Here is a 25,586-nt window from a genome sequence, read left to right on the forward strand (position 1 = left end):
GTATGAGCCAAAGGTTCATAAAATACTCGCATATAAAATAGGACGACAGATGAATGCGAAACTAGTAGTAGATACAGTTAACCAAGCACTTGAACATCATAAAAGGCCAGCATATTTTCATTCAGATATGGGTTCACAATATACGAGCTGTGATGTTGAAAATTTGCTTAGACGACATCAAATCTTCCATTCATATTCTAAGCAAGGATATCCTTACGATAATGGCCAAGTAGAAGCTTTTCATTCGTTATTAAAACGAGAATTTATTTTTCAAACGCACTTCTCAAGCTTTGAGGACTTAATTCTCAGAACCTCAAATTATATTAATTGGTTCAATACTGAAAGAATCAGAACAAGTGTCTAGAAAAACATGTGTCAAATGTTGACTTAGGAGCAATATGATTTTGGCATAAAAAGCCTCTTCTAATAATTATTATATTTGAAAGGTACACCATAAAAATGGTCTATGCTATCATTAATAAGATCATTATTTTTTACATTGAAGGGAGGTGTATAAAGCTACGAAAAAAACAAAAGGTCAGTATATTTCTTTATAGAATGAATAAATGGTTAAAGCTATAGTGCGGATAAAAATGCTTTAGTTAGATGAGGCGTCAATATGGATTTAGCTTATAGTTTGGATTTTGTGACGGAATTTAAGCGTGGAAACAACCAGGGACATTAATCAATTGTATTTTTTTATGTTCAATTTTGATGAAATGAATTTTATGATTGGCATAATATTTATTTCATTGTGACTGAATTTTTTTAAATTATATATTGGGAATTGAGGTACAATAGTGAAATTAAGAATTAGAAAAACTATGATTTTTTTTAAGAATATTTTTACTGTTATTTTTATTACGTGGTTTATCGGACTGTTTATGGAATTTCCTATAGCTTTCCCAGGGATAAAAAATTCTATTTTTAGGATATTACTAGGTGTTATTTTTTATGTATTTGAGATTATTGGACTATATATATTTGGGAATTGGATAAAAAAAGAGAGAAGCAGTAAATGGTCAAGTCCAATTGACAAGATGGAAAATTTCAGAAATAAGAGAACATGGATTATTATTTGCATATGCCTACTAATTGCGTTAGCAGTGGCATTTATATACCAACACATAAATGTTTGGATGAATATCCCAGAAACTAGTAATGATCGAGTTTTTAGTAAGTATAATCAGTCTGGATCTATTTTATTTTTAAGCTCTGTAGTGTTGTTCGGTCCGATATGTGAGGAAATGCTCTATCGGTATTGTTTCTTTTCATTTGTTAACTTTGAGCAATATTTGAGTAAATATTGGGTGATATTAACGGTTCTGATTAATGGAGTTTTTTTTGCTTTTTTACATAGTGGGTGTAATCTTGTTCCATTTATATACTATTCATTAATTGGGATTACATTGGCTAGTTGTTATGTCTTAAACGATGGAGATGTAAAAACTAGTATATTTGTTCATATAGTTGGCAATACCATTATTACCTTGTTTTTTTAGAGTGACTAGCAAGCATGATTATTTAGAGTGTTTTTATGTCAATGCATCGAACTGTTTTCTATGTAGGGTAAGCCAAGCTAATTTATGCATTATTATGTTGTTAGCACATATAGGTCAAAATTAGTGTTTGCTACTTCAATGTTCTTGAACTTCGTTATGTAAATTAAATAGAGCAAAAGAATAGACGAGAATTGATAATATTTCAATCGAAAATTTTTTCGATTTCACGAGAGGGGATATCCTCCAATCAGTAACAAAGTGAGGGTGTCATGAACGTTATCACAGAACAAGTGAAAAAACGGCTTGACGCCCAAAATAAGGGCTCAAACCGCCTATAAAATCATTATATTTAGTTATGTGACTGATCGAAATTTGGTCACATTGTTTGAATTAATACAAAAGCTATCTAACTCTATTTACCCGATCTTCCTGTGGTACTTCAAAAAATAGCAGAGCATTTCAGATCTCTATTTCACAAATTAAATTACAGTAACTAACAAGAGTTACTGCTTTTTTGAGTATAAAGTTATGGTTTTTGATGTTCAATATCATGAAGAAGAGTAGGTCCTTTTGGTTCCCAATTTAATAATTGTTGAGTATAAAGGCTTGATGCAGGATTATCAAACGTGACGAAAGGTGACAACCAAGCAAAATGCTCTCCTGTTTTTTCTTTTGAGATGCTTGTTGTTTGAATGTTTGAATGTCGACCAATTACTTCAGCAATTTTTGAAAATTCGATTCCCGTCTCACCTACACCGTGCAATACTGTTCCAGCTGGAGCTGACTCTAGTGCCAATTGAAACAGACGGGCGGCATCTGATCGATGGACTGCTGGCCAGCGATTATCACCTTTAGCAACATAAGCTGATATTCCTTTTTCTTGTGCGAGGTATTTCAAAGCAGTCGCAAATCCTTGTCTTGTTTCATCATGGACACAAGGTGGCAGTCTTACAACTGATGAACGAACACCCTTTTTAGAAAGGTCGATAATATTTTTTTCAGCTGCATATCTTGGAAAACCAGGTGTGTTTTCTGTTCCCTGCAGATCTTCCGTTGCAGGTGCCTGATGTGAGTTAAGCATTGTTGTTACTGATGCAGCTACAAAGGGCTTCCCTGATCCGGAAAGTGCTTCACCAATGGCAGTGATGGCACGAAAATCGTTAGCAATAGTACCTTCAAAATCACTAAACCCATTATCAAAGGCAAGGTGAATAACTCCATCCGACGCAGCTGCACCACTTTTCAAACTATCTAAATCTTCTAAACTTCCCCGATGAACCTTTGCGCCTAGGGCAGTAAGAGATTCGGCGGAACGATCTGAGCGTGCCAACCCAACGACTTCGTGACCTGATTTTAATAAATTTGCAGTTACTGCGGATCCAATAAATCCAGTAGCTCCTGTTATAAAAATACGCATAATTATTTCCCTCCATTAAAATACAAAGTTTGCTACTTGAGTCAAGTTTCGTAAGAAAAAGACAGAGTGAAATTGCATTTGAATTTTCATTTCTGAGTAAACACAAGTGTTATCCCAAAAAGTTTTACGCTTACTAGTACTACGGTACACTCTTTGCGACACTAGCAACTACAAATACAGTATAACGGAAAATGATTATGGATCCTTATCTATTTGAAGAGCATTCTAGCACAATTCTCTTAAAGTAAAAAATTTACATTTTTGTTTGGAGAATTAAGGCATCTTTTTTAGGAGAATTTCCAAAATATTTTTTATAGTCTCTGCTGAACTGAGAGGGACTTAAATAACCGACCAAGTAACCAGCTTCTTGAGCATCAAGATGTTTTGATAGCATAATTCTACGAGAAGTTTGTAACCGAATGATTTTTTGATAGTTCAATGGACTCATACCTGTAGTTTTTTTGAAATGAGAGTGGAAAGATGAGATGCTCATATGCGCGATCTTTGCTAAATCGGATACTAATACAGGCTGATTGAAGTTCTCTTTGAGCCAGTTAATCGCAGCTGTAATTTGCTGTGTTTTGGAATTTGTAAAACCTAACTCAGCTAGTGGAACACCAAGCGGTGATTGGAGCAACCTAATTAGGATTTCATCTTTGATTAAAGGGAGTATTAAATCTAGCTCTTGCTGATTTGTCGAGCTATTCATCATTCTGAAAATAGCATTCAATATTTTGGGATCAATTTTTGTAACATAGACTTTTTCTTGCTTTTTTAATGCGGGAAGACCGGTCGGATAAACCTTAGGGACGAATTCTGCAATTTTTTCTGGCGTAATCGTTAAGCCTACTCCTAGAAACGGTTTTACTGTAGTGGCCCGAGTGATTTTTATTTCTAAGGGAAGTGCGACAGGGAAAACAGCCATTTGCATAGCTCCTATGCTAAAAGCGTCCTGTCCGATCAACAGCTTTTTTTCTCCTTGAGCAACAAACAGGACAGAAGGAGTATAAAAAGCCTTTATCCATTCACTATCAATCTTAGTATAATAATTAGTATAAATATCCAGTTTTTTTTGAGACTGTGTTCCTTCACCTGAACTGCATTGTTGGATCAATGCTGTTAACTGGGCTAAATCTTGTTGGTAAGAGAGAGCTCTCTGCATTTTGATGCACTCCTTTTATGTTAGATTTAAAGCTTTTAGTCTTCTAATTGTTGGAGGAGGACCATATGGACCCTTATTAATTTATATCAGTTTTTCTTATTCTTAGAAGTTTGTACTTAAGGAGATGGGGAGGATGAAGCTGTTTTATAGTAACTACAAAATTTTAATAAGAAGCTTTGTGTAAAAGAACAGAAAAGTTTTTTGGTTGTTTATAATAATTGGATGAGCTTTTCTCTACATCCTAATCTTAACGAATTTTGATTTAAATGAGAAATAATTAGCCGATATGTCGAATTTTAAGTGTTGCTAAGATTTACAAGCCCATGTATTTAGATAAAATTATTGTTTTTTTAAGATCACTTGCTCGGAGTGATTTAGAGCTAGAGTCGGGGATGGAGTAGCTGGAAAACAACAGCAGACAATGCTGTTAAAATAATAACGCAAAATGTCTTGCTATTTGGCTCAAAAGTCTAGCTTTTCAGCAAAAAATTATTTCTAAACGATCCCAAAATAAATTGTGCAGTAAAAAGCCATATAGCATAGAAAAAGCGCTGCAGTTATGCTAGATATGAGCGGGCTAGAATTAAAAGACGCGGCTGCCAATGATTCATCATTAGCGACCGCGTCTTTTAAAGGTTACTTAGTGGTTCCTCTTCTCGTTTTGAGTGATAATATTTGTTTGCAGATATTTTTTCAAAGTGTTTTACAACTGACTAGCTTAGAGGAAAACGCCTGAAAACTTTTATTAAAGTTAATAGACCGATTGGAATAACTGAATATAAACCAACTAAGCCCCCAACTTGGTAAATTTGCTGCAGATGCCAATTCTGCCCAGCTAGGTCAGTTACGGTTTGAGCAAATGGAGTATTTGATGCTTTCAACATTAATAAAATCACCCATGAATAATAAACTATAATCATCTGGATCCAATAACTGCGCTTTTTGATTACATTAGAAATTGTATCTTTTTGGAAATATTTAGTGTACAGAGAAAAGACAAAAAAAATGGAAAAGACGCATAAAAACCAGCCTAAATAATTGGAAAATGGGACACCGAAGTAGGCACCGCCGTCTTTCCACCGCCAAGCATGGCTCACGGTTGAACTCCAAGGATCAATTACCATGTCCCACATGACCATTATGAAAGAGGCAACAAGAGGTTGAATAATTAATAAGTGACTATTGGTTTGGTTGCTGTAGTGATCGATGAGTGGGCCGCTCAAGTTCCATGCAATAAGTGCCATTTGAAAATAGGCAATATTGATAAACAAGGGGGTATATATGAACTTAGGTCCTAAGGCGGATGTATAATAATAGTTTCCAAATGGGAATCCTGTTGCAATGCTAAGATTTTCATAAAAGTTCCCAAAGACAAAAGTTATAAGTAAAAAAATTAGTGTTCCTTTCCAAGTATATCTCCTCGTTCCTTGCAACAAAGCAAAAATGACTGATAGTAATGTTGCTAAGGCGGCTCCGCTTGTGGCTATTTCACCTTTAGAACTAAGTCCTGTTATAACAGCAATAATTAAAATCATAAATACCAACAACCAAGTAATCATTAAAGACTTGCGACGACCCTGAAACATTTTTTTGACCTTCCTTGCATTTATATTTTGTGCTACTCTTAGCTAAGATGTTACAAATGACTATAATGTTACATTTGTAGCTCACAAACCAGAGAATACTGTTTTTGCTTAAGCCCGTCAATATTGAAAACGTAACAATGGACAAAAGAAAGGTAAATGTTGCATGTTAATATCTAGCAAAATAAATCCACAAGTTCGCCGTACTTACGAGTGGACCTTCGAAGCACTTATGCTTCTTTTAAAAGAAAAAGAGTTTGATAAAATTACTATTAAAGAAATAACCAACAAGGCAGGAATTGCGCGTCAGACGTTTTATCGAAATTACGTTGATAAAAATGATATTGTACAAAAATATGTTGACATTATTTTCTCAGATTTTGTAAAACATCTTGATGGTAAGATAAAATCACTAGATATGTGCAAGTGTTATTTTGATACATTAAAAAAGTACCAGCAGTCATTAATTGAATTAACCCAATTTTATGATTCTGAAGTGATTTATAAAACATTCAGCAAGTATCTAGATATTTTCGCAGGTTTTCTAAAGCAAAATAATTTGCCTAAAAGATCAGATGCTTTTCCAGAACACCTTAAAAAATATCAAATCATGTATCAAGTTGGAGGAGCTATTTTTATAACTGCCGAATGGGTCAATAGGAAGATGAAAACACCGGTTGATAAAATGGCTAATATGTTAGAAACCATTAGCGCAGCGAATTATTTCCATGATGGCAATGATTGATTTTTAAAGCGTATTAGTTTTATCCAGTAAAAGATCCCTCTAGATGTTAGCGAATGAATTGTTTTATAGAAAAAAATAAGGAAGTGCGGTATTCTAGAAATTGTCTTTTGATAATAGAAACATTCTTAATGATATAATTAAGCGAATTTATAAATGTTGGTTAGGTTGTGTGTTGTGTGGATAAATCAAACAAAAAAAATTTCTATGTTCTGATCTTTTCGACTGTGATTTTAGGCGTAATAGTCGGAGTCAGTTCATTAATGCTAAGCTTATTGTTAGATGGAGTAGAGTGGATTTTCCTTGGTTTTCAAGAAAGCGCTGCAAATCCAGCCTCGCTTGAAATTTTACCGTTACATCGTTTTTCTTCAGTTTTTATCGGGGGAATAATCGCAGCACTTATCTGGTGGGTATTACGGACCAGGTTTAAAAAAACAGTTTCGATCAATAAAGCACTCTCGGGCGACCAGATGCCACCAATTCAGACAGCAATTCATGTTATGACACAGATTTTCTATGTCGGTACCGGTGGATCAATAGGACGCGAACTCGCACCGCGAGAGGCAGGGGCAATGCTTGCGCAAAGATGGAATCGTTTATTAAAAAAATTTCACTGGGAATTATCAACTGCTGATCAAAAGCTACTACTCGCTGCGGCTGCTGGAGCAGGATTCGCTGGAATTTATATTGCACCCTTGACGGGTATGTTTTTTTGTGTCGAAGTTTTGTTGAAAAAAGTAAACAAGAGAACGGTTGTTGTTAGTTTAGCCATGTCGACAATTGCAACGTTGATCGGCATGCTTGCTAAAGGTTTTGAACCATACTATCTAGTCGGAAACCAAAGCTTCCCGTTGTCTTTTTTGATTTTTGCAGTGATGGTCTCACCATTATGCGGAATAATTGGTTCACTTTTCCGTATAACGTTTAAATGGGCCGAAAAGAATCAAACAAAGGGTAAAAAAATTCTCTGGCAGCTACCAATAATGGCTTTGATAACGGGTGTGATTTCAATTTCATTTCCACAAATTATGGGGAATGGACGGGCATTAGCGCAATTGTCGATTGACAATCTAGACCCAAAATTTGTTTGGGTACTTTTGCTTGCAGCACTGCTCAAAGCTGTAGTAACTGTTTTTACAATCAGAGCTGGGGCTGCTGGCGGCACCTTGACACCATCGATTGCAATTGGAGCCGCAGTTGGGACGATACTGGGACTGGTTTTTCAGCTATTTATGCCAAGTATTATCATTTGGCAGTGTGCGTTGTTAGGTGCTTGCAGCCTGCTAGCTGCTTCTCAGCAGGCGCCATTGATGGCATTGCTAATGATTGTTGAAATTAGCCATCTAGGATATTCTTCATTTCTAGCACTTGCGTTAGGTGTAGTACTATCTGTCGGAGCGTCTAAGGCTGTTTTAGCAAAAATGATGAAATAAGTTTTACTAGAAACGAATTAGTTGATTATGTTCATTTTTGCTGAAACAACCGATGTTTGCATGACGAGTAGGCGGCAGAATCTAAATGCAGGTATTAATGTTATAATGAAAACGTACACAGTTTGAATGGAAAGGAGATTATTATTATGTATACGATAAAATTAAAAGTATCTTCTTTTGACACAACTTTTTGGGATGACAAAGGCAAGTATTATGTGTCTGGAACGACGAGCAATTCAGAAAAATACAAAGGCGGTATCAGGTTTAATATCCGTAAGACAAACATTAGCGATTTGGTGAGAACATCCAGTATAGATTTTACAAATGATCCTAATGATAATGCTGTCTTTGATGGCAACGATGAGGACAAAGTGCAGCTTTTTTTTGCATAGCCTAAAGAAAAAACTAAGATGAATTAAAGAGCGTGAAGCTGTGAATCTCAGTTCCACGCTCTTTATGTTTTCAATTACAGTATAAAAAGAAAATAATGATATCATTCCCGGCCCATGATGCGGAATCCTGTATCTGTCACGATAATAGCTTCATTATTATTGATAGGAATTAAGTCTAACTTGTTCTTGTAAGTTTTAAAGGTTTCTTGTACAGTTTCTATAAAGGGTTCTTCTATATAATGCGGCAGTACGTAAAAGTTAATGATATTTAAAGCACTATAATCTGTAAGGACGGGTGCTACATTAGGACTATCCATAATTTTATTGTACTCAATATCGGGTGTTAAGATAATGGCTCCCGCAGACTCACCGATATAAGGTAAACCTTTGTTTATTCTTTCACGTACTAGCTGAAGCAAGTGCTTGTTCTTTAGCTCTTGCAGCAGATAGAAAGTATTGCCACCGGCTATAAATAAGAGCTCTGCTTTCGCTATTTTAGCAAGAACGATACTTTCACTATTCTTGGCAATGTCAAGGTCTTCAATCTTAAAGCCTAGTTTTTTTAGGGCCTGTTTGCCTTCATCGATGTAGCCTGTGTATTCTTCAACTTTGCTTGCAGTTGAAATATAAAGAACTTTTTTGCTAATGATTTTGTTAGAATTGATGAATTCTTTGAACAAAGCTGCAGTTCCTGCGAAATAAGATGTCAAAAAAACTTTTTTCATATAGTCACTACCCTTCTTTTTTACATATCATAACTGTTGAAAAGTTTCTTGGCAATTTTCAATGGGTAGGCGTTCCAAGTTGGCAAGCCCAAAGTAATTATCGCGAGGGAAAAATTATCTTTTATTGGTAAATATAGATATAAAAAGTAAATTAAATTTAGATAGTTGGATCATAAATAGATAAAGAAAATTAAGGTAAGACAGAAGATTTGCAGCAGTACTGTTGGATTTTGTGATACAGAAAATAACTAACAATGGTGGAGGAATTATGAAAAATTTAAATGAGACTGGGACGATAAAAAAATATAGAATATCACAGCGGCATCATATGACGATTCATTGGAAAGATTTTATCATCAATGAAAATGTTCTTGTCAAAGATGCGAGCTTGAAAGAGCGTTCTTCAATTGTAGGGCGTGTAGGCACATTGATGCTTTCTTGCGGAACAGGTGCTTGGCGGGTTCGCGAGGCAATGAATAAGGTCTCAAGAGCGCTGAAATTAACTTGTTCTGCAGACATTGGACTGATTTCGCTTGAATTTACTTGTTTTGATGATGAGCAAAGCTATACCCAGGTACTATCACTTCCTAATACGGGTGTAAACACCGATAAATTAAACGATATGGAGCACTTCGTAAACAACTTTGAAGTTGAATGCGTTTCTTTAAGTGTGAAACAAGTACACCTAGCACTTGATAACATTCAAAGAAAATCCGGCAACTACTCTCCCATGATTGCGGGACTTGCAGCTGCATTAGCTTGCAGTTCCTTTATTTTCTTGTTAGGCGGCGGTATCCCAGAAATGATTTGCTCCTTTGTGGGTGCAGGTATAGGAAATTGGACACGCAGCAAGATGAATGCGAAACATGTTACAACGCTCATTAGTATTGCAGTGAGTGTGGCAATTTCTTGTTTAGCATATCTATGTGTTTTCACCTTTTTTAAAGAATTTTTCCAGATATTGATACAGCATGAAGCTGGTTACATCGGAGCAATGTTGTTCGTGATTCCTGGGTTCCCATTTATTACAAGTATACTTGATATTTCAAAGTTGGACATGCGATCAGGTCTTGAACGGTTGGCGTACGCAATTATGATCACACTAGTAGCCGCATTGATTGGTTGGCTGGTAGCTTTGATGGTTCATCTCAGACCAGGAAATTTTTTGACACTCGGTCTATCACCAATAATGATTTTTCTTCTTAGAATACCGGCTAGTTTTTGCGGAGTTTTTGGTTTTTCAATTATGTTTAATAGTTCACGTAAAATGGCAACTGCAGCAGGGTGCATTGGTGCAGTTGCCAATACATTAAGGCTTGAGCTTGTAGACCTAACAGCAATACCGCCAAGTGCTGCGGCTTTTGTTGGAGCATTGGTTGCAGGGTTGATTGCCTCAGCAGTTAATCATTATAATGGTTATCCGCGAATTTCACTGACAGTTCCCTCGATAGTTATAATGGTCCCGGGCTTGTATATATATCGTGCGGTCTACAACATCGGTTCTAATGCGATCGGTGTGGGGGCCCTTTGGTTAACTAAGGCGGTTATGATTATCATTTTCCTTCCGCTAGGACTTTTTGTAGCGCGTGTTTTACTAGATAAAGATTGGCGGAATTTCAACTAGAAACATTTATTTGTGATAACAACGATAATCAAACTGTGTCTCAAGATGAATACCGACTGAAGTTAAAGAAGTCTAATTAAGCAAATATTTTTTATATGGCCTGCCAATATTCAAATAGACGATTTGGCTTGAAATAATACTTCTTTTCTCAAGAAAAGAAACATATTTTCTTACAGATACATGTGAAAGCCCGCTTGCTTGTACGAGCTCTTGAATAGTAAAGGGATGATCGAACCTCTTAAGCGTTTTGTAAACAAGATCGAGGGTTGCTTCAGTCATACCTTTATCGAGTGTGTCAGCTTGTAGCGGATTCTTTTCAAAGGGGAGCAGAAGTCGGTCAAGGGCTGTTTGGCTAATTTCTTGAGCAGATAATTCGACTTTTTTCTGTTGAAAAAGGGATATGCTCTCCTTAAATCGCTCGAAAGTAAAGGGCTTGATTAAGTAATCAAGGATACCCATGTGCAGACAGTTGCCAACGAGTTTGGAATCACTGTAAGCAGTAATCAAGATAATTTCGATGCTGTTTTTGTCTTTTCGAAGATTGCATAGAAAATCAAAACCATTTCCAATCTTCAAGTTAATGTCTAGCAAGATCAGTTCAATTTTCTTTGAGCTGATCAGATGTTCAGCATCAGGAACAGTCATGCAAGAATAGATATCGTTAAAAGCATTCAATTTTTCGATATAGTTACGGTGAATGAATTGGACCATAGGATCGTCTTCAACTATCAGCACATTCATGATGTTCATCCTTTCCATAAGGGCTTTTTAAGTTTATCTCCAAAATACTATGTCTTTGATCCAAGCTGATGGAAGCATGGTTTTCTTTAAGCAATTGTTTAAAATAAAAGGATCCCAAGGCGTTTTCGAGGATATTTAAAAGAGCAGAAGTGTGAGTTAGCGAGTAGACAGCAATGAGATCGCGATCTTGAAATTGCAGAACTAAATTAAATTCATCAGGAAGTTCCGATTGTAATAAATAGTGGTCGAGATAACGGCATAACTCAATGAAGGCTGTTGTCTCTTTTTTTGACTCGTTTGCAGGTATTTCAGTCAAAAATTCAATCTTAAGTTGTGTTTTTTTCTCAGTGAATTTTTCACGTTCACCTATAAAAAAACTAGCAATCACGGGATTTCGAACCAAAAGTGCTAGTTTGTGAGCGAATTCTTTTTCAGGTCGAATAATATCTTGTAAGTATATTTTTAGTTCATCGTAAGCCTTTAGATCAGCTAGACCATAAATTATGTGCAATTTATTCATAAATTCATGTGATTGACTTTGAAGTGCGGACGCATAAGCGGTAGTATTGGCTAGCTGATCTGCAACAAATAAGGCTTCTGTTGCATTTCTAAGGAAAACTGCATACCCTGTTTGGTTTCCTCTGACAATGATGGGAGTTGCTGAAAAAAGATAATCTTGACCGTTTTGCTGATAAAATTGTTCTCGTTTTTTATTAAAATTAATTTGTTCCTTGTGGGCTATCAGTACATCAATTTGTTGGCCAACGAGTGTTGAAACATCATACCCTTCTCTAGAGTATATTTTTTTAGCTTCAATATTCGCTAAGAGGATCCTTTGGTTCGAGTCAATGATGGCTATTGCATCTTTTGATTGTTCCAACATGGCATCTCTTTCTTCTAATAGCCTTGCAATTTCCTGTGGTTCAAGATCATGCAATTGTTTTTTTAAATAAAAAGCTAAGTTTAAGGCAATCAAAAGGCCGAATAAACTACTGATGACAAGAGCAGCGATGTATTGTTGCCTAGACTGAGCAACTAAATTGCTTAGAGAAGTGACTTTGATACCTAAAGCAATAACACCTATTTGTTTCTTATGATAATAGACAGGAATGAATCCTCTTAGAGATTTTCCCAATGTTCCATGGCTTACTGATAAAGCAATTTTGCCTCTTAAAGCTTTCTTTTCATCGCCGCCTATAAAACGTTTGCCGATTTCTGACTGGTCAGGATGCGTCAATCTTATGGAGGACATATCCATTAAAACAACAAAATCGAGATGATATAGTCTAGAGATTTTTAAGCTGTAGTTTTGAATGGAAGTACTGGGCTCATCAGCAAGAAGAGCTTTTTTGACCCGCGGTTCGGAAGCAACTTGCTGACCGATCGCGAGAATCAAATGTTCTTCATTATTACGTGTTTGTCTAATTGTCTGGTGGATTATGAAAGCGTAAAAAATGGAAACGGTTACAATTAATGATGCAACAACAGCAGTCGATAGAAGAAACCACAGACTTAAGTTCCTGCGCATAGACATTCCTCCATTTCAAATCTGATTATAACACGCATAAGGAATGAAAGACTGTATGTTTTTCCAGTTTGTCCCATTTAATTTAATTAAATTAATTAAATAATATATTACAGATAAAAAAACAGTCTTAAAGTAAGCTTAATCAAAAGATAGGAGGAAATGTAATGGATAGTAAAGCTGAGAAAAGCACTTCTTCTCTAAGAAACAATTTTTTCGGTTATGTACAGAGATCTAAAATAGGATCTGTTTCGCTGCCAGTGTATTGTGTGATGTCAGCAGTTATTATGATTACTGCTTTGTTAGAACAACTTCCTGTTAACATGTTAGGCGGATTTGCGGTGATTTTGTCGTTAGGATGGTTGCTGGGAACGATCGGAGCTAGCATTCCGATCGTGAAAAACTTTGGGGGACCCGCTATTTTTTCGTTACTGGTACCATCAATTTTAGTTTTTTTCAATTTAATCAATCAGAATGTTCTTAAAAGTGCGGATATTCTAATGAAACAAGCAAATTTTCTATATTTCTATATTGCTTGCCTAGTTTGTGGAAGTATTTTGGGGATGAACCGAAGAATACTAGTTCAGGGACTTATGCGTATGATCATTCCGATGATGGCAGGTATGATCTTAGCGCTGGGGGTTGGAACGCTAGTTGGTGTTTTATTAGGACTTAAATGGGACCATACTTTGTTTTATATTGTGACCCCGATTCTTGCAGGAGGCATAGGTGAAGGTATTTTGCCATTGTCCTTAGGGTATAGTGCGATCACGGGGGTTGATAGTGGGCAACTTGTTGCGCAGCTGATTCCAGCTACTATTATTGGGAACTTTTTTGCAATTATGTGTTCTGGAGTTCTGAACAGATTAGGAGAAAAAAAGCCCCATTTGTCTGGACAAGGGCAGCTTATTAAATTAAGCAAAGGCGATGACTTGGGTGACGCTCTTAAGGAAGAGACAGTGCCGCTGGATTTGAAAAAAATGGGAGCGGGGGTATTGACGGCATGCACGCTCTTTATTACTGGCAGTCTCTTGCAAGCATTGACAGGATTTCCAGGACCAGTGTTGATGATTATTGCTGCTGCATTTTTGAAATATATAAATGTTGTTCCAGTAGAAATACAAACAGGTGCTAAGCAACTATACAAGTTTATTTCTGGAAATTTTACTTTTCCTTTGATGGCAGGGCTAGGTCTGCTGTATATACCTCTTAAAGATGTGGTCGGTATACTGAATTGGCAGTATTTTATTGTTGTCATTAGTGTAGTGTTCACAGTTATTTCAACCGGCTTTTTTGTAGCACGTTTCTTGAATATGAATCCTGTTGAAGCTGCCATTGTTTCAGCTTGCCAAAGTGGAATGGGTGGGACCGGTGATGTTGCTATTTTAAGTACGGCTTCAAGAATGAATCTGATGCCTTTTGCACAAGTAGCAACCAGACTTGGTGGAGCAATAACAGTTATTGTAATGACAGCAATTTTAAGAATGATTTTCTAACAGATAGGAGGAAAAATAATTATGAAAGAGCTTGATACAAAAAAATTGGCATTGGAGCAGGCAGAAGAAAATGGGGGAAAGTTCGAAATTATCTCCAAGGTTCCCGTTGATAATCTTTTGGATTTGAGTATAGCTTATACGCCAGGTGTTGCAGCAGTTTCTTCTGCAATCAAAGATGAACCTGAATTAGCATATAAGATGACAACTAAGAAAAATACGGTAGCTGTGATCAGTGATGGTTCGGCAGTTCTAGGGTTGGGCAATATTGGTGCAGTTGCTGCTATGCCGGTTTTGGAAGGCAAAGCTGTCCTCTTTAAACGATTTGCTAATGTAGATGCAATACCGATTGCACTGGATACACAAGACACAGAGAAAATTATCCAGACGATCAAGCAGATTGCTCCAACTTTTGGCGGAGTTAATTTGGAAGATATTAGTGCTCCACGTTGTTTTGAAATCGAAAAGAGACTGATCGCAGAAACAGATATACCAATATTTCATGATGACCAGCATGGCACTGCAATCGTTGTTTTAGCAGCTTTTTTTAACAGTTTGAAATTAATTAAAAAAACTGTTTCTGAAGTAAAAGTAGTTGTTAATGGCGGTGGCTCAGCAGGCTTATCAGTGACCCAAAAATTTCTGGCAGCGGGTGTGAAAAATATCATTGTTGTAGATAAGAAAGGCATTATTTCCGAGTCTGAGATCGCGGACCTTCCTGAACATCATGCTCATATTTCACGGTTGACAAATAGGCAGAAGCTGACGGGAACACTACAAGATGCATTACAAGACGCGGATGTTTTTGTAGGAGTTTCTGGCCCAGGAGCACTGAAGAAGGAATGGATTCGGGAAATGGCAGACAAACCAGTTGTTTTTGCAATGGCTAACCCAGTTCCTGAAATTTATCCAGAACAGGCTTTGGCTGGAGGAGCATATATTGTTGGAACGGGGCGCAGTGATTATCCAAATCAAATAAACAATGTTTTAGCTTTCCCAGGGATCTTCCGCGGAGCACTCGATGCCAGGGCAAAAAATATTACGATCGAAATGCAGATAGCTGCAGCAAAAGGGATTGCCAGTTTGATATCACAAGATGAACTGAGCCCAACAAATATAATTCCGAGTGCTTTCCAAAAAAATGTTGCGCGCATTGTTGCAGATAGTGTTAAAAAGTCTGTTTTTTCAAGAGCTTGACTCAGCCAGAAATAAGTCTGTTAGCCGCAAAATCAAAGTAAGGGTGTTTTCTAAAGGAGTGCTATTCAAATGAAGAGAGTGCTTATGTTTTCTGAGGGCAATAAAGAAATGCATCAGCTTTTGGGCGGAAAAGGTGCAGGTTTGGCTGAAATGACTAAATTGGGATTGCCAGTTCCAAAGGGATTTACAATAACAACAGCGGCGTATCTGGCCTTTGAAAAAAATGGTAATAAAATTGCTCAAAATCTTATGCAGGAGATAATAAATACACTTAGCAATATGGAAAAAGAGGTAAATAAAAGCTTTGGTAATATTAAAGCACCTTTGCTGATTTCTGTCCGTTCAGGTGCCCCAGTTTCCATGCCAGGCATGATGGACACGGTTTTGAATATTGGATTGAATGACCAGACTGTGGAGGCATTGGGTAAATTAACAAACGACGAACGTTTTGCTTATGATAGCTATAGGCGTTTGCTACAGATGTTCGGTAATGTTGTTTATGGTATTCCAGAAAAAAAATTTGAACGAGTTTTATGTGATATTAAAAAAATTAAAAATTACAATACGGATCTTTCTCTTACGGTTGATGATCTCAAAATGGTTATTGAAAAATTTAAGCAAATATATCTATTGGAGCGCAAGCGGACTTTTCCGCAAGATCCGCAAGAGCAACTAAGCGCAGCAATCAATGCAGTTTTTCTTTCTTGGAATAATAAACGTGCTAAAATTTATCGGAAAAAGAATGGTATTTCTGATAAGTTGGGAACTGCTGTTAACGTGCAGGAAATGGTATTTGGGAATGCAGGGGAGTTTTCTGGAACAGGTGTTATTTTCTCAAGAAGCCCGTCAACTGGAGCACGGGGAATGTATGGAGAATATTTGGCAAATGCTCAGGGAGAAGACATTGTTGCCGGTGGAAGGACACCTGTAGCGCTAGAAAGATTAAAAAGAAGCATGCCGAAGGTTTATGCAAAACTAGCAGCGATGTCGAATAAATTGGAACAGCATTACCATGACATGCAGGATATCGAGTTCACAATTGAACGTGGTGAAATCTATTTATTACAGGCTCGGGCTGGCAAAAGAACATCTGCTGCAGCAATCAAAATTGCTGTTGATCTTGTAAATGAAGGTATTATCGAGAAGGAAGAAGGACTTTTGCGAGTATCACCCGAAACGCTTGAACAGATGCTTCATCCTGATTTCGATCAAAAAGAACTGCAAAAAGAAGTAGTATTAGCAACAGGACGACCAGCTTCGCCGGGAGCAGCTAGCGGCAGAGTTTATTTTACAGCTGCCGCAGCAAAAAAAGCATATGAAAAAGGGCAAGAAGTTATCTTGGTGCGTCAAAATACAGCGGCTGATGATATTGAAGGCATGGTTGTTAGTGAAGGGCTCGTGACCGCTCGTGGCGGAATGACCTCACATGCGGCCGTTGTTGCCCGAGGGTTAGGGATAGTTGCTGTTGTTGGTGTGAATGAACTTGAGATTGATGAGCAGAAGAAAATAATTCGTATTAATCAGACTGTTCTGCGTGAGGGTGAGTGGTTGTCGGCTGACGGAACAACAGGAAAGCTTTATGTAGGGAAGGTCCGAACAGTTAGAGCAACTGTAAACAAAGAGTTTTCACAATTTCTTAGGTGGGCCAAAACAGCTGCTAAGGTAGAGATTTATGCCAATGCTGACACAACGACTGATCTTAAAGCAGCACTCAATTTTGGGGCTGAGGGAATCGGTTTAGTGCGGACCGAGCACATGTTTTTTAAAGCTCAACGTTTACACCAGCTTCGTGCCTTGATATTGGCACAAAATGCTAAGGAGCGTGATGTTCCACTGCAGAGATTAGCAGAGATGCAGCAAGAAGATTTTTATAAATTATATAAGGTCGCTAAGGGGAAAACGGTAACGATTCGTCTTCTGGATGCTCCGCTGCATGAATTCCTACCAACGACGGAGCCCGAGATAGCTTTGATTGCTGCTCAGAATGGTAGAAGTAAAGGATATATTCAGGCGCGCATCGCGGAGTTGAAAGAAACTAATCCAATGATGGGACATCGCGGATGCCGTCTGGCAGTTAGCTTTCCTGAGATTTATGAGATGCAAGTAGAGGCCATTATTCTGGCAGCTTTAAAAGCGAATGCTGAAGGAGTGCGAACGGTACCACATATTATGCTTCCGTTGGTCAGTCTGGCACAGGAAATGGATTGGATGAGAGACCTGCTTGACAAAAAAGTTAATAAACTATTCGAGAAAAATAATGTAATTCTAAATTATAAAATAGGCACGATGATAGAAACTCCGCGTGCATGTCTTATAGCCGATCAGATTGCGGATAAAGCTGATTTCTTCAGCTTTGGGACTAATGATTTAACGCAACTTACATTTGGGTACTCGCGCGATGATATCGGAGCTTTTGTGCCTGAGTATCTTAACAAGAAAATTCTTCCAGATGATCCTTTTCAAGTACTTGATACGGAGGGGGTAGGTCGCCTAATAAAATTAGCAATCGCCCAAGGTCGAAAAAACAACACGGCTTTACCGATTGGAGTTTGCGGAGAGGTTGGCGGCGACCCACGCGCCACGGCTTTTTTTGAACGAAATAATATCACATATCTTTCGTGTTCTCCTTATCGAGTTCCATTGGTTTTATTAAGAATGGCGCAAGAACATTTAGACAAGAGAAAAAGAGATAATAGCATAGATACACAAATCAAAAAATAGATAGCGAACAAAATGGTGTTTGAAAGCATGACAGCAGGTAAAAAGGACAATACCTTAAAAAAATGCAACTGAAAAAATAAAAGTAATTGACAATTTGTCAAAAAAAAGACATAATAACGGGTGTAAAATTGAATATATTCTTCGGGGCAGGGTGCAATTCCCGACCGACGGTAACAAGCTTAGAGCTTGAAGTCCGTGACCCGCTTTTTGCGGTGGATCTAGTGAGAGTCTAGAACCGACAGTTAAAGTCTGGATGGGAGAAGAAAAAAGCAACGATAGCTTATTTGAGTTGCTTTAGATGGATACTGCTTTGTATTGAGAAAATAATAAAGAGCAGTATATCTTAAATAATGGATAATTCCTAATGCCCCGCATTTGCGGGGCATTTTTTTATTGTCTAAAGGAGTGTGAGCGGTTATCAAAACACCTGAATTTTTTATGGAAATGGCGTTGGCGGAGGCTAAGAAAGGACGTTATTTGACATATAACAATCCTATGGTTGGTGCAGTCATAGTAAAAAATAATCGGATCCTTGGCTTAGGGCATCATCTAGGATTTGGATATGAGCATGCTGAAATCAACGCCTTTAATAATGTTTCTAAACAAAAAAATATTCGAGATGCAACGATGTTTGTCACTTTGGAACCTTGTTCCCACTTTGGTAAAACACCTCCATGCTGTCGCGAAATTGTAAAAAAAGGTGTGAAAGAAATCTATATCGCCCAGACAGATCCTAACCCGCTAGTTGCTGGTCGTGGAATTAACTACCTAAAAGAGCATGGGGTTAAGGTTCATGTAGGAGCAAGAGAAGCAACATCCCGAAAGTTAAATGAATTTTACAATTATTTCTATCAGAATAAGTTGCCTTTTGTGACTTTAAAAGTTGCCCAAACTTTAGATGGGCGCATCAGCCTAGCACCGTCCCACAGAACGTATCTGACCGATGACAAGGTTTTTGAAGATGTTCAAAAACTGCGTGCGGATTATCAAGCAATTATGGTTGGGAGCGGGACGGTGCTTGCGGACGATCCGCTGCTTACGGTTAGAATTATGAAACTAAAATATTCACCGGTCCGTGTAGTCTTGGATAGGCGTGGTAGAACTACGAGCAAGTTTAGAATCATGAATGATCAGGCGCCCACATGGGTATTCACAGAAAATGAAAAAATGGTAGTGCGTTTTGCTGATAGCCCAGTCAAGGTGTTCTTCAAAATTAAATGGACACTCAAAGAGATTATGCAGCAACTTGCTCAAGAGGGGATACAGTCCCTTTTGGTTGAGGGTGGAGCAGTAATTCAAGATGCTTTTTTAAAGACTACGCTGATGGAGCAATTGATTATCTATCAGACTGATCAGTTGGCTGGTGGAAATAGCTTGTCTGCATTTCAATCTGAACGCGATGTTCAAGAACTGATTACTTTAAAGTTGATAGAAACAAAACGAGTTGGAAATGCGCTAAGGATCTCGTTAAGGAGGTAAAAAATGTTTACTGGAATCATTGAAGATATCGGAACTGTGCAGAGCATCAAGCAAAAAAAGGAAACGATCCAATTGAATATTACTGCAAATAAAATAGACTTACAGGCTAGTCAAGTGGGTGCCAGTATTGCAGTTAATGGTGTTTGTCTAACGATTACTGCTAAAAAAGCAAGCAGCTTTACAGCTGATGTTATGCCAGAAACTTTTCGGATTACTAATCTAGCTAAATTGAAAAAAGATGATGCTGTCAATTTAGAAAGAGCGATCCCCATAGACGGGCGTTTTAACGGTCATTTTGTATTAGGACATGTGGATCAAACAACGAATATTTTGCGGCGGTATCAAGATCAAACTGCTTTAATAATGGTATTCAAAATGCCCTTCAAATTGCAAAAACAAATAGTTACTAAGGGCTCGATTGCAATTGATGGAATCAGCCTAACGATCATTCATGCAGATAAGCGTGAATTTAAAGTGGGATTGATTCCCCATTCCCAGCAGGAAGCAACATTGGCAGATAAAAGAATCGGTAATGTCGTCAATCTGGAGACGGATGTTCTAGCAAAATATATTGAAAAACAAATGCAAATAAGCAAATTTTGAGTGGGGTGTTAATTATGAATAATAGGCTAGTCAAAAAAGCGATCAGTGATTTAAAAAAAGGAAAACTAATTTTAGTAGTTGATGATCAAGACCGGGAAGCAGAGGGGGATTTTCTTGGTTTGGCAGAATGTGCGACCAGTGAAACACTGAATATGATGGTCACTTATGGACGTGGATTGGTATGTGCACCTATGGCACAGAGCGTGGCCGAACGTTTAAATTTAGATTTGATGACTGCACATAATACCGAAAGTTTTAAAACAGCTTTTACTATCAGTGTGGATCACAAAACGACCACTACTGGAATCTCGGCATTTGATAGGGCTAAGACGATCACGTCTTTATGTGATCCTGACTCTAAGCCAGATGATTTTGAACATCCAGGTCATATTTTCCCGTTGATTGCTGAAAAAGGCGGTGTATTAAAACGTCAAGGTCATACGGAAGCAGCAGTTGACTTGGCATTTATGGCGGACAGCGAACCAGTTGCCTATATTTGTGAAACACTGAATGCTGATGGGACAATGGCACGGCTGCCGCAATTAAAAGAAATAGCTCAACAACTTGATTTGACGTTGATCACTATTCAGGAAATAATTGCTTACCGCTACAGTCTTAATCAGAAGGCAGTTACTGCAATTGATCCTGTAAAGATGCCAACGAAAGAAGGTGATTTTTCTTTAACAGGTTACGTTTCGACTACTGATGATCAAACACAGTTATTGCTGGGCAAGGGCGTTTTATCATCTGAGCAGCCCCTGCTTTTACGGTTGCATTCTGAATGTTTCACTGGTGATATTCTGGGCTCAAAGCGCTGTGATTGCGGTGAACAGCTGCATAAATCTATGCAAAAAATTCAAGAAGAAGGTCGAGGAGCTGTTTTGTATTTGCGCCAAGAAGGGCGCGGTATCGGACTTCTGAATAAACTTAAAGCCTATAAACTGCAAGAAAACGGTTATGATACATACGATGCCAACACCAAGCTTGGTTTTGCACCTGATGAACGAAGTTATGGCATCGCAGCAGCTATTTTATGCGACCAGAAAATTAAAAGGGTCCGTTTGATGACTAATAATCCAGCAAAGGTTAAGGCACTGACAGAGTATGGCATTGAAGTTGTAGAACAGGTACCGCTCGAAACAGAACCGCAAGCCGAAAATATAAAGTATTTGAGAACCAAGAAAGACAAATTTCATCATGCACTGCATCTAATTTAGAAAGGAAATTAATATTATGACAACATATGTTGGGAATTTAACCATTAAGAAAGCAAAAGTAGCAATCGTTGTGGCACGTTTCAATGAATTAGTAACAAATAAATTATTAGGCGGCGCATTAGATGCTTTAACGCGGCACGGTGTTTCTAGGGAGGATGTTGATGTAGTTTGGGTCCCAGGAGCCTTTGAAATTCCAGCTATTGTTAAGCTGCTTGATGAGTCAAAAAAATATGATGGAATTATAACCTTAGGCGCTGTTGTTCGTGGTGAGACCAGTCACTATGATTATGTCTGCAATGAGGTGTCAAAAGGAATTGGAACGTTGGCGCTGAATGGGAAAACACCGCTTGTTTTTGGTGTTTTGACGACCGAGACAATTGAACAGGCTTTACAGCGTGCTGGTGGGAAAGCTGGTAATAAGGGAAGCGAGGTCGCTAATGATATTCTGGAATTGATAAATCTCAGGAAAGAATTAAGCTAATATTTATGTTAGTGTTAAGTTTTTCCAGCATTGTTTGGTGTGAAAAACTTGCTAGCAGAAGATATTAGATATATTCTAAAGAATATGTCATTTTAAATGGGAGAAACATCATCTCTAAGCCGACTATGTCTAAATTAATTGATAAAAAAGCAAAGAGGTAATCCCTAAAAGTTGCAACATGTAATGGAATTGCAGTTGAGACGCAGCCTTTCAGCAACGAAATGATATGAGAAGCAGCAATATCTGGCAACTACCAGATATTTAACTATTGTATTTGATGGCGCTCAGTATAGAGGGAAGAAGGTTAATAATGGCATTTTTGGAATTAAAGAATATTCATAAGTCATATTTTTTAGGTAAAGAAGAATTTCCAGTTTTAAATGGGATCAATCTTAGTTTTGACAAAGGTGAATTTGTTTCTATCTTGGGAGAATCAGGTGGAGGTAAATCGACTTTGATGAATATTATCGGAGGCTTAGATCGGGATTTTGAAGGAGCTGTCGCAGTCGATGGAGAAGTTCTTGATCATAAGCAGGAAAAAAGACTGGATCTTTACCGTCGAAAAACGATCGGTTATATTTTTCAAAGTTTTAATTTGATCAACTACCAAAGTAATTTGGAAAATGTTATGACAAGTTTGAATATGACAGCCTTATCAGGTGCGGAACGTAAGCAGCGTGCGATTGAGTTGCTAGCTCGGGTAGGCCTGAAGGAGCATATGGATAAGTATCCTAACCAATTATCTGGGGGACAGAAACAGCGTGTAGCGATTGCACGTGCACTCGCATCGTCACCAGATGTCATCATTGCAGATGAACCTACGGGAGCATTGGATTCTGTTAATACTAAAGAAGTTCTGGAAATTCTTGAAAGTATTGCAAAAGATGGGAAATTAGTAATCGTTGTGACTCATTCACAAGAAGTCGCTGATTATGGTACACGAATCTTGCATATGTCAGACGGAAAAATCGATGAAGAAAAAACACTGAAAGACAAGTTTTCAAATGAACAGAGAACGGATGAGATCCTCTCTAAGCCACTAGCTGCAAGTACTATTTGGAATATGGCTTTTGATCATGTTCGTTTCAATAAATTGCGTAATTTTCTGATCACGCTGGGATCTGCAATTGGAGTTTTCTCTGTGATTCTTTTTCTGGGTTTAGGTAATGGAATAAAGGGTTATATCAATGATCAGGTCAATCAACTAGCCAATCCAAAATATCCAACAGTAATGAAAAATGTGACAACTGACAGTAAGGCCTCCAATACTGAACGAGTGCAGGAAACAACGCAAAAAATGGCGACCGATTATAAGTCAACAACTTTATCTGACAAAGCCTTAGAAAAAATTAACAATGTTGCTCATGTAAAAAGAGTTATAAAAGGTTATCAATTCAGCAATGCTTCGTTTACACATGGGAAAACCAGTGTTCAAGGGGCGCAGCTACAAACCTGGACTCCAGCAATTTCAGAAAAGACAATTAAAGCTGGACATAAGCCGGGCGAAAATGAAGTGCTGATCGACAAAACCTTTGCTAAAAAAATTGATAGCAATTGGAAATCAGTTATTGGTAAAAAAGTGACACTTAATTTTATGGCATTCAATGACAATAATACACCTGTTCAAGTTACCAAAACTTTGAAGATATCTGGGGTTGCTGACGGCGGTCAAGCGGGCGCACTGTTCAGCACTGATTATCAGACTGCAAAAGAAAGTTTGGCTAAGGCAGGAGCTATAACAGAAGCTAACACAGCATCGATTGCGGTGGATAAAGCAGAGAATGTTAAGGCTGCTGTCCAAAAAGTTAATTCGATAAAAATAGATGGAAAACGGGCCTTCATCGGAGTTTCAATAGGGGATGTATTGGATACAATTAATACGATCACAAGCCTGGCTTCATATGTGTTAGCTGCTATCGCTGGTATTTCACTGATTGTGTCAGCGATTATGATTATCGTTACAACTTACATGTCTGTTTCTGAACGGACGAAAGAAATCGGGGTGTTGCGTGCACTAGGGGCACGTTCAAAAGATATTCGCAAGCTATTTACAAGTGAGAGCCTAATGATTGGCATGATCTCGGCTATAGCAGGTCTAGCAGCTGCGTATGGTGGACAATTTTTAATGAATACGGCGCTTCATGGCCTAATTAAGTATAATATCGTACAGATCTCATTTGGAAATGTTCTTTTTGCGATTGTTATTAGTTTGGTTATTGCATTAGTGGCCAGCTTTGTACCATCTAGAAAAGCTGCAAAACTAAATACGATCGATGCTTTAGCGGCTGATTAAAAAACATGCGTATTTTACCATTAGAAAAACTAATTGAATAAATCCTTTTTTGTAACTATGTATTATCCCACGAATGGAGTTTGTTTTCTTCATTCGTGGGATTTTTTCATGCGCTAATTATTACAGCCAATGTTAACTTTGCTGCTCAATAGACCGATTTAAGAAGGAGGCGGAGAAAACGTAGCTAACCATGAAAAAATTCTGGCTGAATATTTTAGAAGTAAATTCGAGAATTAGAAAAGCAAGAGATTATATGTAATTATAGATCAACTGGGTTTCCGGCAAGCACACTATCATAATAAACTAAGCACTATTTTTTAGGATAAAACTAGTGTAGAGTTACAATATAACTGAAATAGGTAGCGCTTTACTTTCATTGAAGTGATTGTAGCAAGATTTTTTCGAAGGCAGATAAGAAAGCTAGTTTTTACTCTGAGCTTATCAATTAAGAAAGATGGAACCGTATTAAGAATAAAAACGAGGGATAAGGAGGGAAACAAAAACATGATTGAAAAAATAATAACAAATGAGCATAGATTAATTGAAGGTTTTTATTTGGTTTTCCAGCCGATCTTCAAAGTATATCCATCGGGTTCCTCCCAAGTTGCAGACTACGAAATTCTGTTGCGTGCAGCGGACCATCGCTTTCCGAAAGATAGATTTCGGGATATCATTAAAAACGAGGAACAGAACGGTATTTTTCTAGACTGGTTTGCTGAACGAGTAACTCAATTGATGGGACGTTTTCCACAAAAGAGATTTGATATAAATATCGAACCGCAACAATTGTTCTATCAAAATACATGGGATTTTTTGACTTATCTAAGTTCTTACAGCACTCAACTTACTATCGAAATTACGGAAAGAACACCTTCTTATTTTGACTACCCTTCTAAAAATGCTATAATTCTAGGAGGCTCTTTGAGCAAGATCAAGGGTCTAGGCTATAAGGTCGCTTTGGATGATATAGGGAGCGGTCAAAATAGCTTAGGTGAGGTTGTTAAAAATCATCAAAATATACATCGCCTTAAGTTTTCGATGGTTTGTTTCAAGAATGTTAAGAATCAAATCGAGCTTAATTTTTTGAAATCTTGGATCAAACTATCAAAGGCATATCAATTGGAAATTGTCGTTGAAGGTATCGAAACAAAGGAAATGTCAGCCAGCCTTGTGGATGATCAATGCTATTGTTTGCAACAAGGATTCTACTGGCAGTTGCCGGAAGGAATAGATAGTTTGAATTAGAAAAAGCTGTG

At 37.6% G+C, this 25,586-nt stretch carries 21 protein-coding genes and 1 riboswitch; of the genes, 15 read left to right on the forward strand and 6 right to left on the reverse strand.

Translation table 11 applies throughout. The features are described 5' to 3' along the window. Together FC19_RS11795 and FC19_RS06270 are read left to right on the forward strand one after the other, a co-directional pair. A partial coding sequence (locus tag FC19_RS11795; RefSeq protein ID WP_235809330.1) for a DDE-type integrase/transposase/recombinase occupies positions 1 to 364 on the forward strand: 364 nt, incomplete at its 5' end. Between the two features lie 436 nt (positions 365 to 800). Beyond that, the gene (locus FC19_RS06270) at positions 801 to 1,502 is read left to right on the forward strand and encodes a CPBP family intramembrane glutamic endopeptidase (RefSeq protein ID WP_057876141.1); all 702 of its coding nucleotides are present in this window, start codon (positions 801 to 803) and stop codon (positions 1,500 to 1,502) included. A gap of 526 nt (positions 1,503 to 2,028) precedes the next feature. Here the strand turns inward: FC19_RS06270 and FC19_RS06275 are convergent. The 3 genes from FC19_RS06275 to FC19_RS06285 form a co-directional block, all read right to left on the reverse strand. Then, a complete protein-coding gene (locus tag FC19_RS06275; RefSeq protein WP_057876142.1) occupies positions 2,029 to 2,919 on the reverse strand; it encodes an SDR family oxidoreductase in 891 nt (296 codons plus the stop codon). A 253-nt stretch (positions 2,920 to 3,172) separates the two neighbouring features. Then, the gene (locus FC19_RS06280) at positions 3,173 to 4,081 is read right to left on the reverse strand and encodes an AraC family transcriptional regulator (RefSeq protein ID WP_057876143.1); all 909 of its coding nucleotides are present in this window, start codon (positions 4,079 to 4,081) and stop codon (positions 3,173 to 3,175) included. A gap of 713 nt (positions 4,082 to 4,794) precedes the next feature. Then, entirely contained in the window at positions 4,795 to 5,667 is an 873-nt protein-coding gene (locus FC19_RS06285) for a carotenoid biosynthesis protein (RefSeq protein WP_057876144.1), read from the reverse strand. A gap of 163 nt (positions 5,668 to 5,830) precedes the next feature. Between FC19_RS06285 and FC19_RS06290 the strand changes: the two genes are divergently transcribed. From FC19_RS06290 to FC19_RS06300, 3 genes are all read left to right on the forward strand, one after another. Continuing rightward, positions 5,831 to 6,409, forward strand: a complete 579-nt coding sequence (locus tag FC19_RS06290) for a TetR/AcrR family transcriptional regulator (RefSeq protein WP_057876145.1) — start codon at positions 5,831 to 5,833, stop codon at positions 6,407 to 6,409. 176 nt (positions 6,410 to 6,585) lie between these two features. Next, positions 6,586 to 7,839, forward strand: coding sequence for a chloride channel protein (locus FC19_RS06295; protein ID WP_057876146.1), 1,254 nt, complete (start codon positions 6,586 to 6,588; stop codon positions 7,837 to 7,839). A gap of 146 nt (positions 7,840 to 7,985) precedes the next feature. Next, positions 7,986 to 8,231: a hypothetical protein gene (locus tag FC19_RS06300; RefSeq protein ID WP_057876147.1), complete on the forward strand. Its 246-nt coding sequence runs from the start codon at positions 7,986 to 7,988 to the stop codon at positions 8,229 to 8,231. A 101-nt stretch (positions 8,232 to 8,332) separates the two neighbouring features. Here FC19_RS06300 and FC19_RS06305 read toward each other — a convergent pair whose 3' ends face one another. Continuing rightward, complete coding sequence (locus FC19_RS06305; RefSeq protein WP_057876148.1) at positions 8,333 to 8,956, reverse strand: Type 1 glutamine amidotransferase-like domain-containing protein; 624 nt, start codon at positions 8,954 to 8,956, stop codon at positions 8,333 to 8,335. Between the two features lie 268 nt (positions 8,957 to 9,224). Between FC19_RS06305 and FC19_RS06310 the strand changes: the two genes are divergently transcribed. Beyond that, positions 9,225 to 10,580 carry a threonine/serine exporter family protein gene (locus tag FC19_RS06310; protein ID WP_057876149.1) on the forward strand — a complete coding sequence of 452 codons (1,356 nt, stop codon included), beginning with the start codon at positions 9,225 to 9,227 and terminating at the stop codon, positions 10,578 to 10,580. Between the two features lie 72 nt (positions 10,581 to 10,652). Here the strand turns inward: FC19_RS06310 and FC19_RS06315 are convergent, their stop codons facing one another. Continuing rightward, positions 10,653 to 11,324: a response regulator gene (locus FC19_RS06315; protein ID WP_057876215.1), complete on the reverse strand. Its 672-nt coding sequence runs from the start codon at positions 11,322 to 11,324 to the stop codon at positions 10,653 to 10,655. Then, positions 11,302 to 12,849 (reverse strand): Spo0B domain-containing protein, encoded by a 1,548-nt coding sequence (locus FC19_RS06320; protein WP_057876150.1) that lies wholly within the window; start codon positions 12,847 to 12,849, stop codon positions 11,302 to 11,304. Before FC19_RS06320 ends, FC19_RS06315 begins: the two co-directional genes overlap by 23 nt. Positions 12,850 to 13,013: 164 nt before the next feature. On the opposite strand from FC19_RS06320, the gene FC19_RS06325 reads away from it, so the two are divergent. From FC19_RS06325 to FC19_RS06365, 9 genes are all read left to right on the forward strand, one after another. Further along, the gene (locus FC19_RS06325) at positions 13,014 to 14,342 is read left to right on the forward strand and encodes a 2-hydroxycarboxylate transporter family protein (protein ID WP_057876151.1); all 1,329 of its coding nucleotides are present in this window, start codon (positions 13,014 to 13,016) and stop codon (positions 14,340 to 14,342) included. 21 nt (positions 14,343 to 14,363) lie between these two features. Further along, positions 14,364 to 15,536, forward strand: coding sequence for an NAD(P)-dependent malic enzyme (locus tag FC19_RS06330; RefSeq protein ID WP_057876152.1), 1,173 nt, complete (start codon positions 14,364 to 14,366; stop codon positions 15,534 to 15,536). A 69-nt stretch (positions 15,537 to 15,605) separates the two neighbouring features. Continuing rightward, on the forward strand, positions 15,606 to 18,257 hold the full coding sequence (ppdK, locus tag FC19_RS06335) for a pyruvate, phosphate dikinase (RefSeq protein ID WP_057876153.1): 2,652 nt from the start codon (positions 15,606 to 15,608) through the stop codon (positions 18,255 to 18,257). A gap of 133 nt (positions 18,258 to 18,390) precedes the next feature. Further along, a riboswitch (FMN riboswitch) is annotated at positions 18,391 to 18,526 on the forward strand. A 169-nt stretch (positions 18,527 to 18,695) separates the two neighbouring features. Beyond that, positions 18,696 to 19,736 (forward strand): bifunctional diaminohydroxyphosphoribosylaminopyrimidine deaminase/5-amino-6-(5-phosphoribosylamino)uracil reductase RibD, encoded by a 1,041-nt coding sequence (gene ribD / locus FC19_RS06340; RefSeq protein WP_057876154.1) that lies wholly within the window; start codon positions 18,696 to 18,698, stop codon positions 19,734 to 19,736. A gap of 3 nt (positions 19,737 to 19,739) precedes the next feature. Continuing rightward, positions 19,740 to 20,339, forward strand: a complete 600-nt coding sequence (locus FC19_RS06345) for a riboflavin synthase (protein ID WP_057876155.1) — start codon at positions 19,740 to 19,742, stop codon at positions 20,337 to 20,339. 14 nt (positions 20,340 to 20,353) lie between these two features. Then, complete coding sequence (locus FC19_RS06350; RefSeq protein ID WP_057876156.1) at positions 20,354 to 21,556, forward strand: bifunctional 3,4-dihydroxy-2-butanone-4-phosphate synthase/GTP cyclohydrolase II; 1,203 nt, start codon at positions 20,354 to 20,356, stop codon at positions 21,554 to 21,556. A 16-nt stretch (positions 21,557 to 21,572) separates the two neighbouring features. Next, a complete protein-coding gene (gene ribH, locus FC19_RS06355; protein ID WP_057876157.1) occupies positions 21,573 to 22,037 on the forward strand; it encodes a 6,7-dimethyl-8-ribityllumazine synthase in 465 nt (154 codons plus the stop codon). 310 nt (positions 22,038 to 22,347) lie between these two features. After that, positions 22,348 to 24,330, forward strand: a complete 1,983-nt coding sequence (locus FC19_RS06360; RefSeq protein WP_057876158.1) for an ABC transporter ATP-binding protein/permease — start codon at positions 22,348 to 22,350, stop codon at positions 24,328 to 24,330. Positions 24,331 to 24,834: 504 nt separating this feature from the next. Beyond that, the gene (locus FC19_RS06365; RefSeq protein ID WP_057876159.1) at positions 24,835 to 25,575 is read left to right on the forward strand and encodes an EAL domain-containing protein; all 741 of its coding nucleotides are present in this window, start codon (positions 24,835 to 24,837) and stop codon (positions 25,573 to 25,575) included. Positions 25,576 to 25,586: the final 11 nt, after the last annotated feature.

This window comes from Liquorilactobacillus aquaticus DSM 21051 (assembly GCF_001436755.1).
GTDB lineage: Bacteria > Bacillota > Bacilli > Lactobacillales > Lactobacillaceae > Liquorilactobacillus > Liquorilactobacillus aquaticus.

Coding starts and splice junctions, on each gene's coding strand:
- FC19_RS06275 (WP_057876142.1), bottom strand. CDS start 2,919: ATGCGTATTTTTATAACAGGAGCTACTGGATTTATTGGATCCGCAGTA.
- FC19_RS06280 (WP_057876143.1), bottom strand. CDS start 4,081: ATGCAGAGAGCTCTCTCTTACCAACAAGATTTAGCCCAGTTAACAGCA.
- FC19_RS06285 (WP_057876144.1), bottom strand. CDS start 5,667: ATGTTTCAGGGTCGTCGCAAGTCTTTAATGATTACTTGGTTGTTGGTA.
- FC19_RS06290 (WP_057876145.1), top strand. CDS start 5,831: ATGTTAATATCTAGCAAAATAAATCCACAAGTTCGCCGTACTTACGAG.
- FC19_RS06300 (WP_057876147.1), top strand. CDS start 7,986: ATGTATACGATAAAATTAAAAGTATCTTCTTTTGACACAACTTTTTGG.
- FC19_RS06305 (WP_057876148.1), bottom strand. CDS start 8,956: ATGAAAAAAGTTTTTTTGACATCTTATTTCGCAGGAACTGCAGCTTTG.
- FC19_RS06310 (WP_057876149.1), top strand. CDS start 9,225: ATGAAAAATTTAAATGAGACTGGGACGATAAAAAAATATAGAATATCA.
- FC19_RS06320 (WP_057876150.1), bottom strand. CDS start 12,849: ATGCGCAGGAACTTAAGTCTGTGGTTTCTTCTATCGACTGCTGTTGTT.
- FC19_RS06325 (WP_057876151.1), top strand. CDS start 13,014: ATGGATAGTAAAGCTGAGAAAAGCACTTCTTCTCTAAGAAACAATTTT.
- FC19_RS06330 (WP_057876152.1), top strand. CDS start 14,364: ATGAAAGAGCTTGATACAAAAAAATTGGCATTGGAGCAGGCAGAAGAA.
- ppdK (WP_057876153.1), top strand. CDS start 15,606: ATGAAGAGAGTGCTTATGTTTTCTGAGGGCAATAAAGAAATGCATCAG.
- ribD (WP_057876154.1), top strand. CDS start 18,696: ATGGAAATGGCGTTGGCGGAGGCTAAGAAAGGACGTTATTTGACATAT.
- FC19_RS06345 (WP_057876155.1), top strand. CDS start 19,740: ATGTTTACTGGAATCATTGAAGATATCGGAACTGTGCAGAGCATCAAG.
- FC19_RS06350 (WP_057876156.1), top strand. CDS start 20,354: ATGAATAATAGGCTAGTCAAAAAAGCGATCAGTGATTTAAAAAAAGGA.
- ribH (WP_057876157.1), top strand. CDS start 21,573: ATGACAACATATGTTGGGAATTTAACCATTAAGAAAGCAAAAGTAGCA.
- FC19_RS06360 (WP_057876158.1), top strand. CDS start 22,348: ATGGCATTTTTGGAATTAAAGAATATTCATAAGTCATATTTTTTAGGT.
- FC19_RS06365 (WP_057876159.1), top strand. CDS start 24,835: ATGATTGAAAAAATAATAACAAATGAGCATAGATTAATTGAAGGTTTT.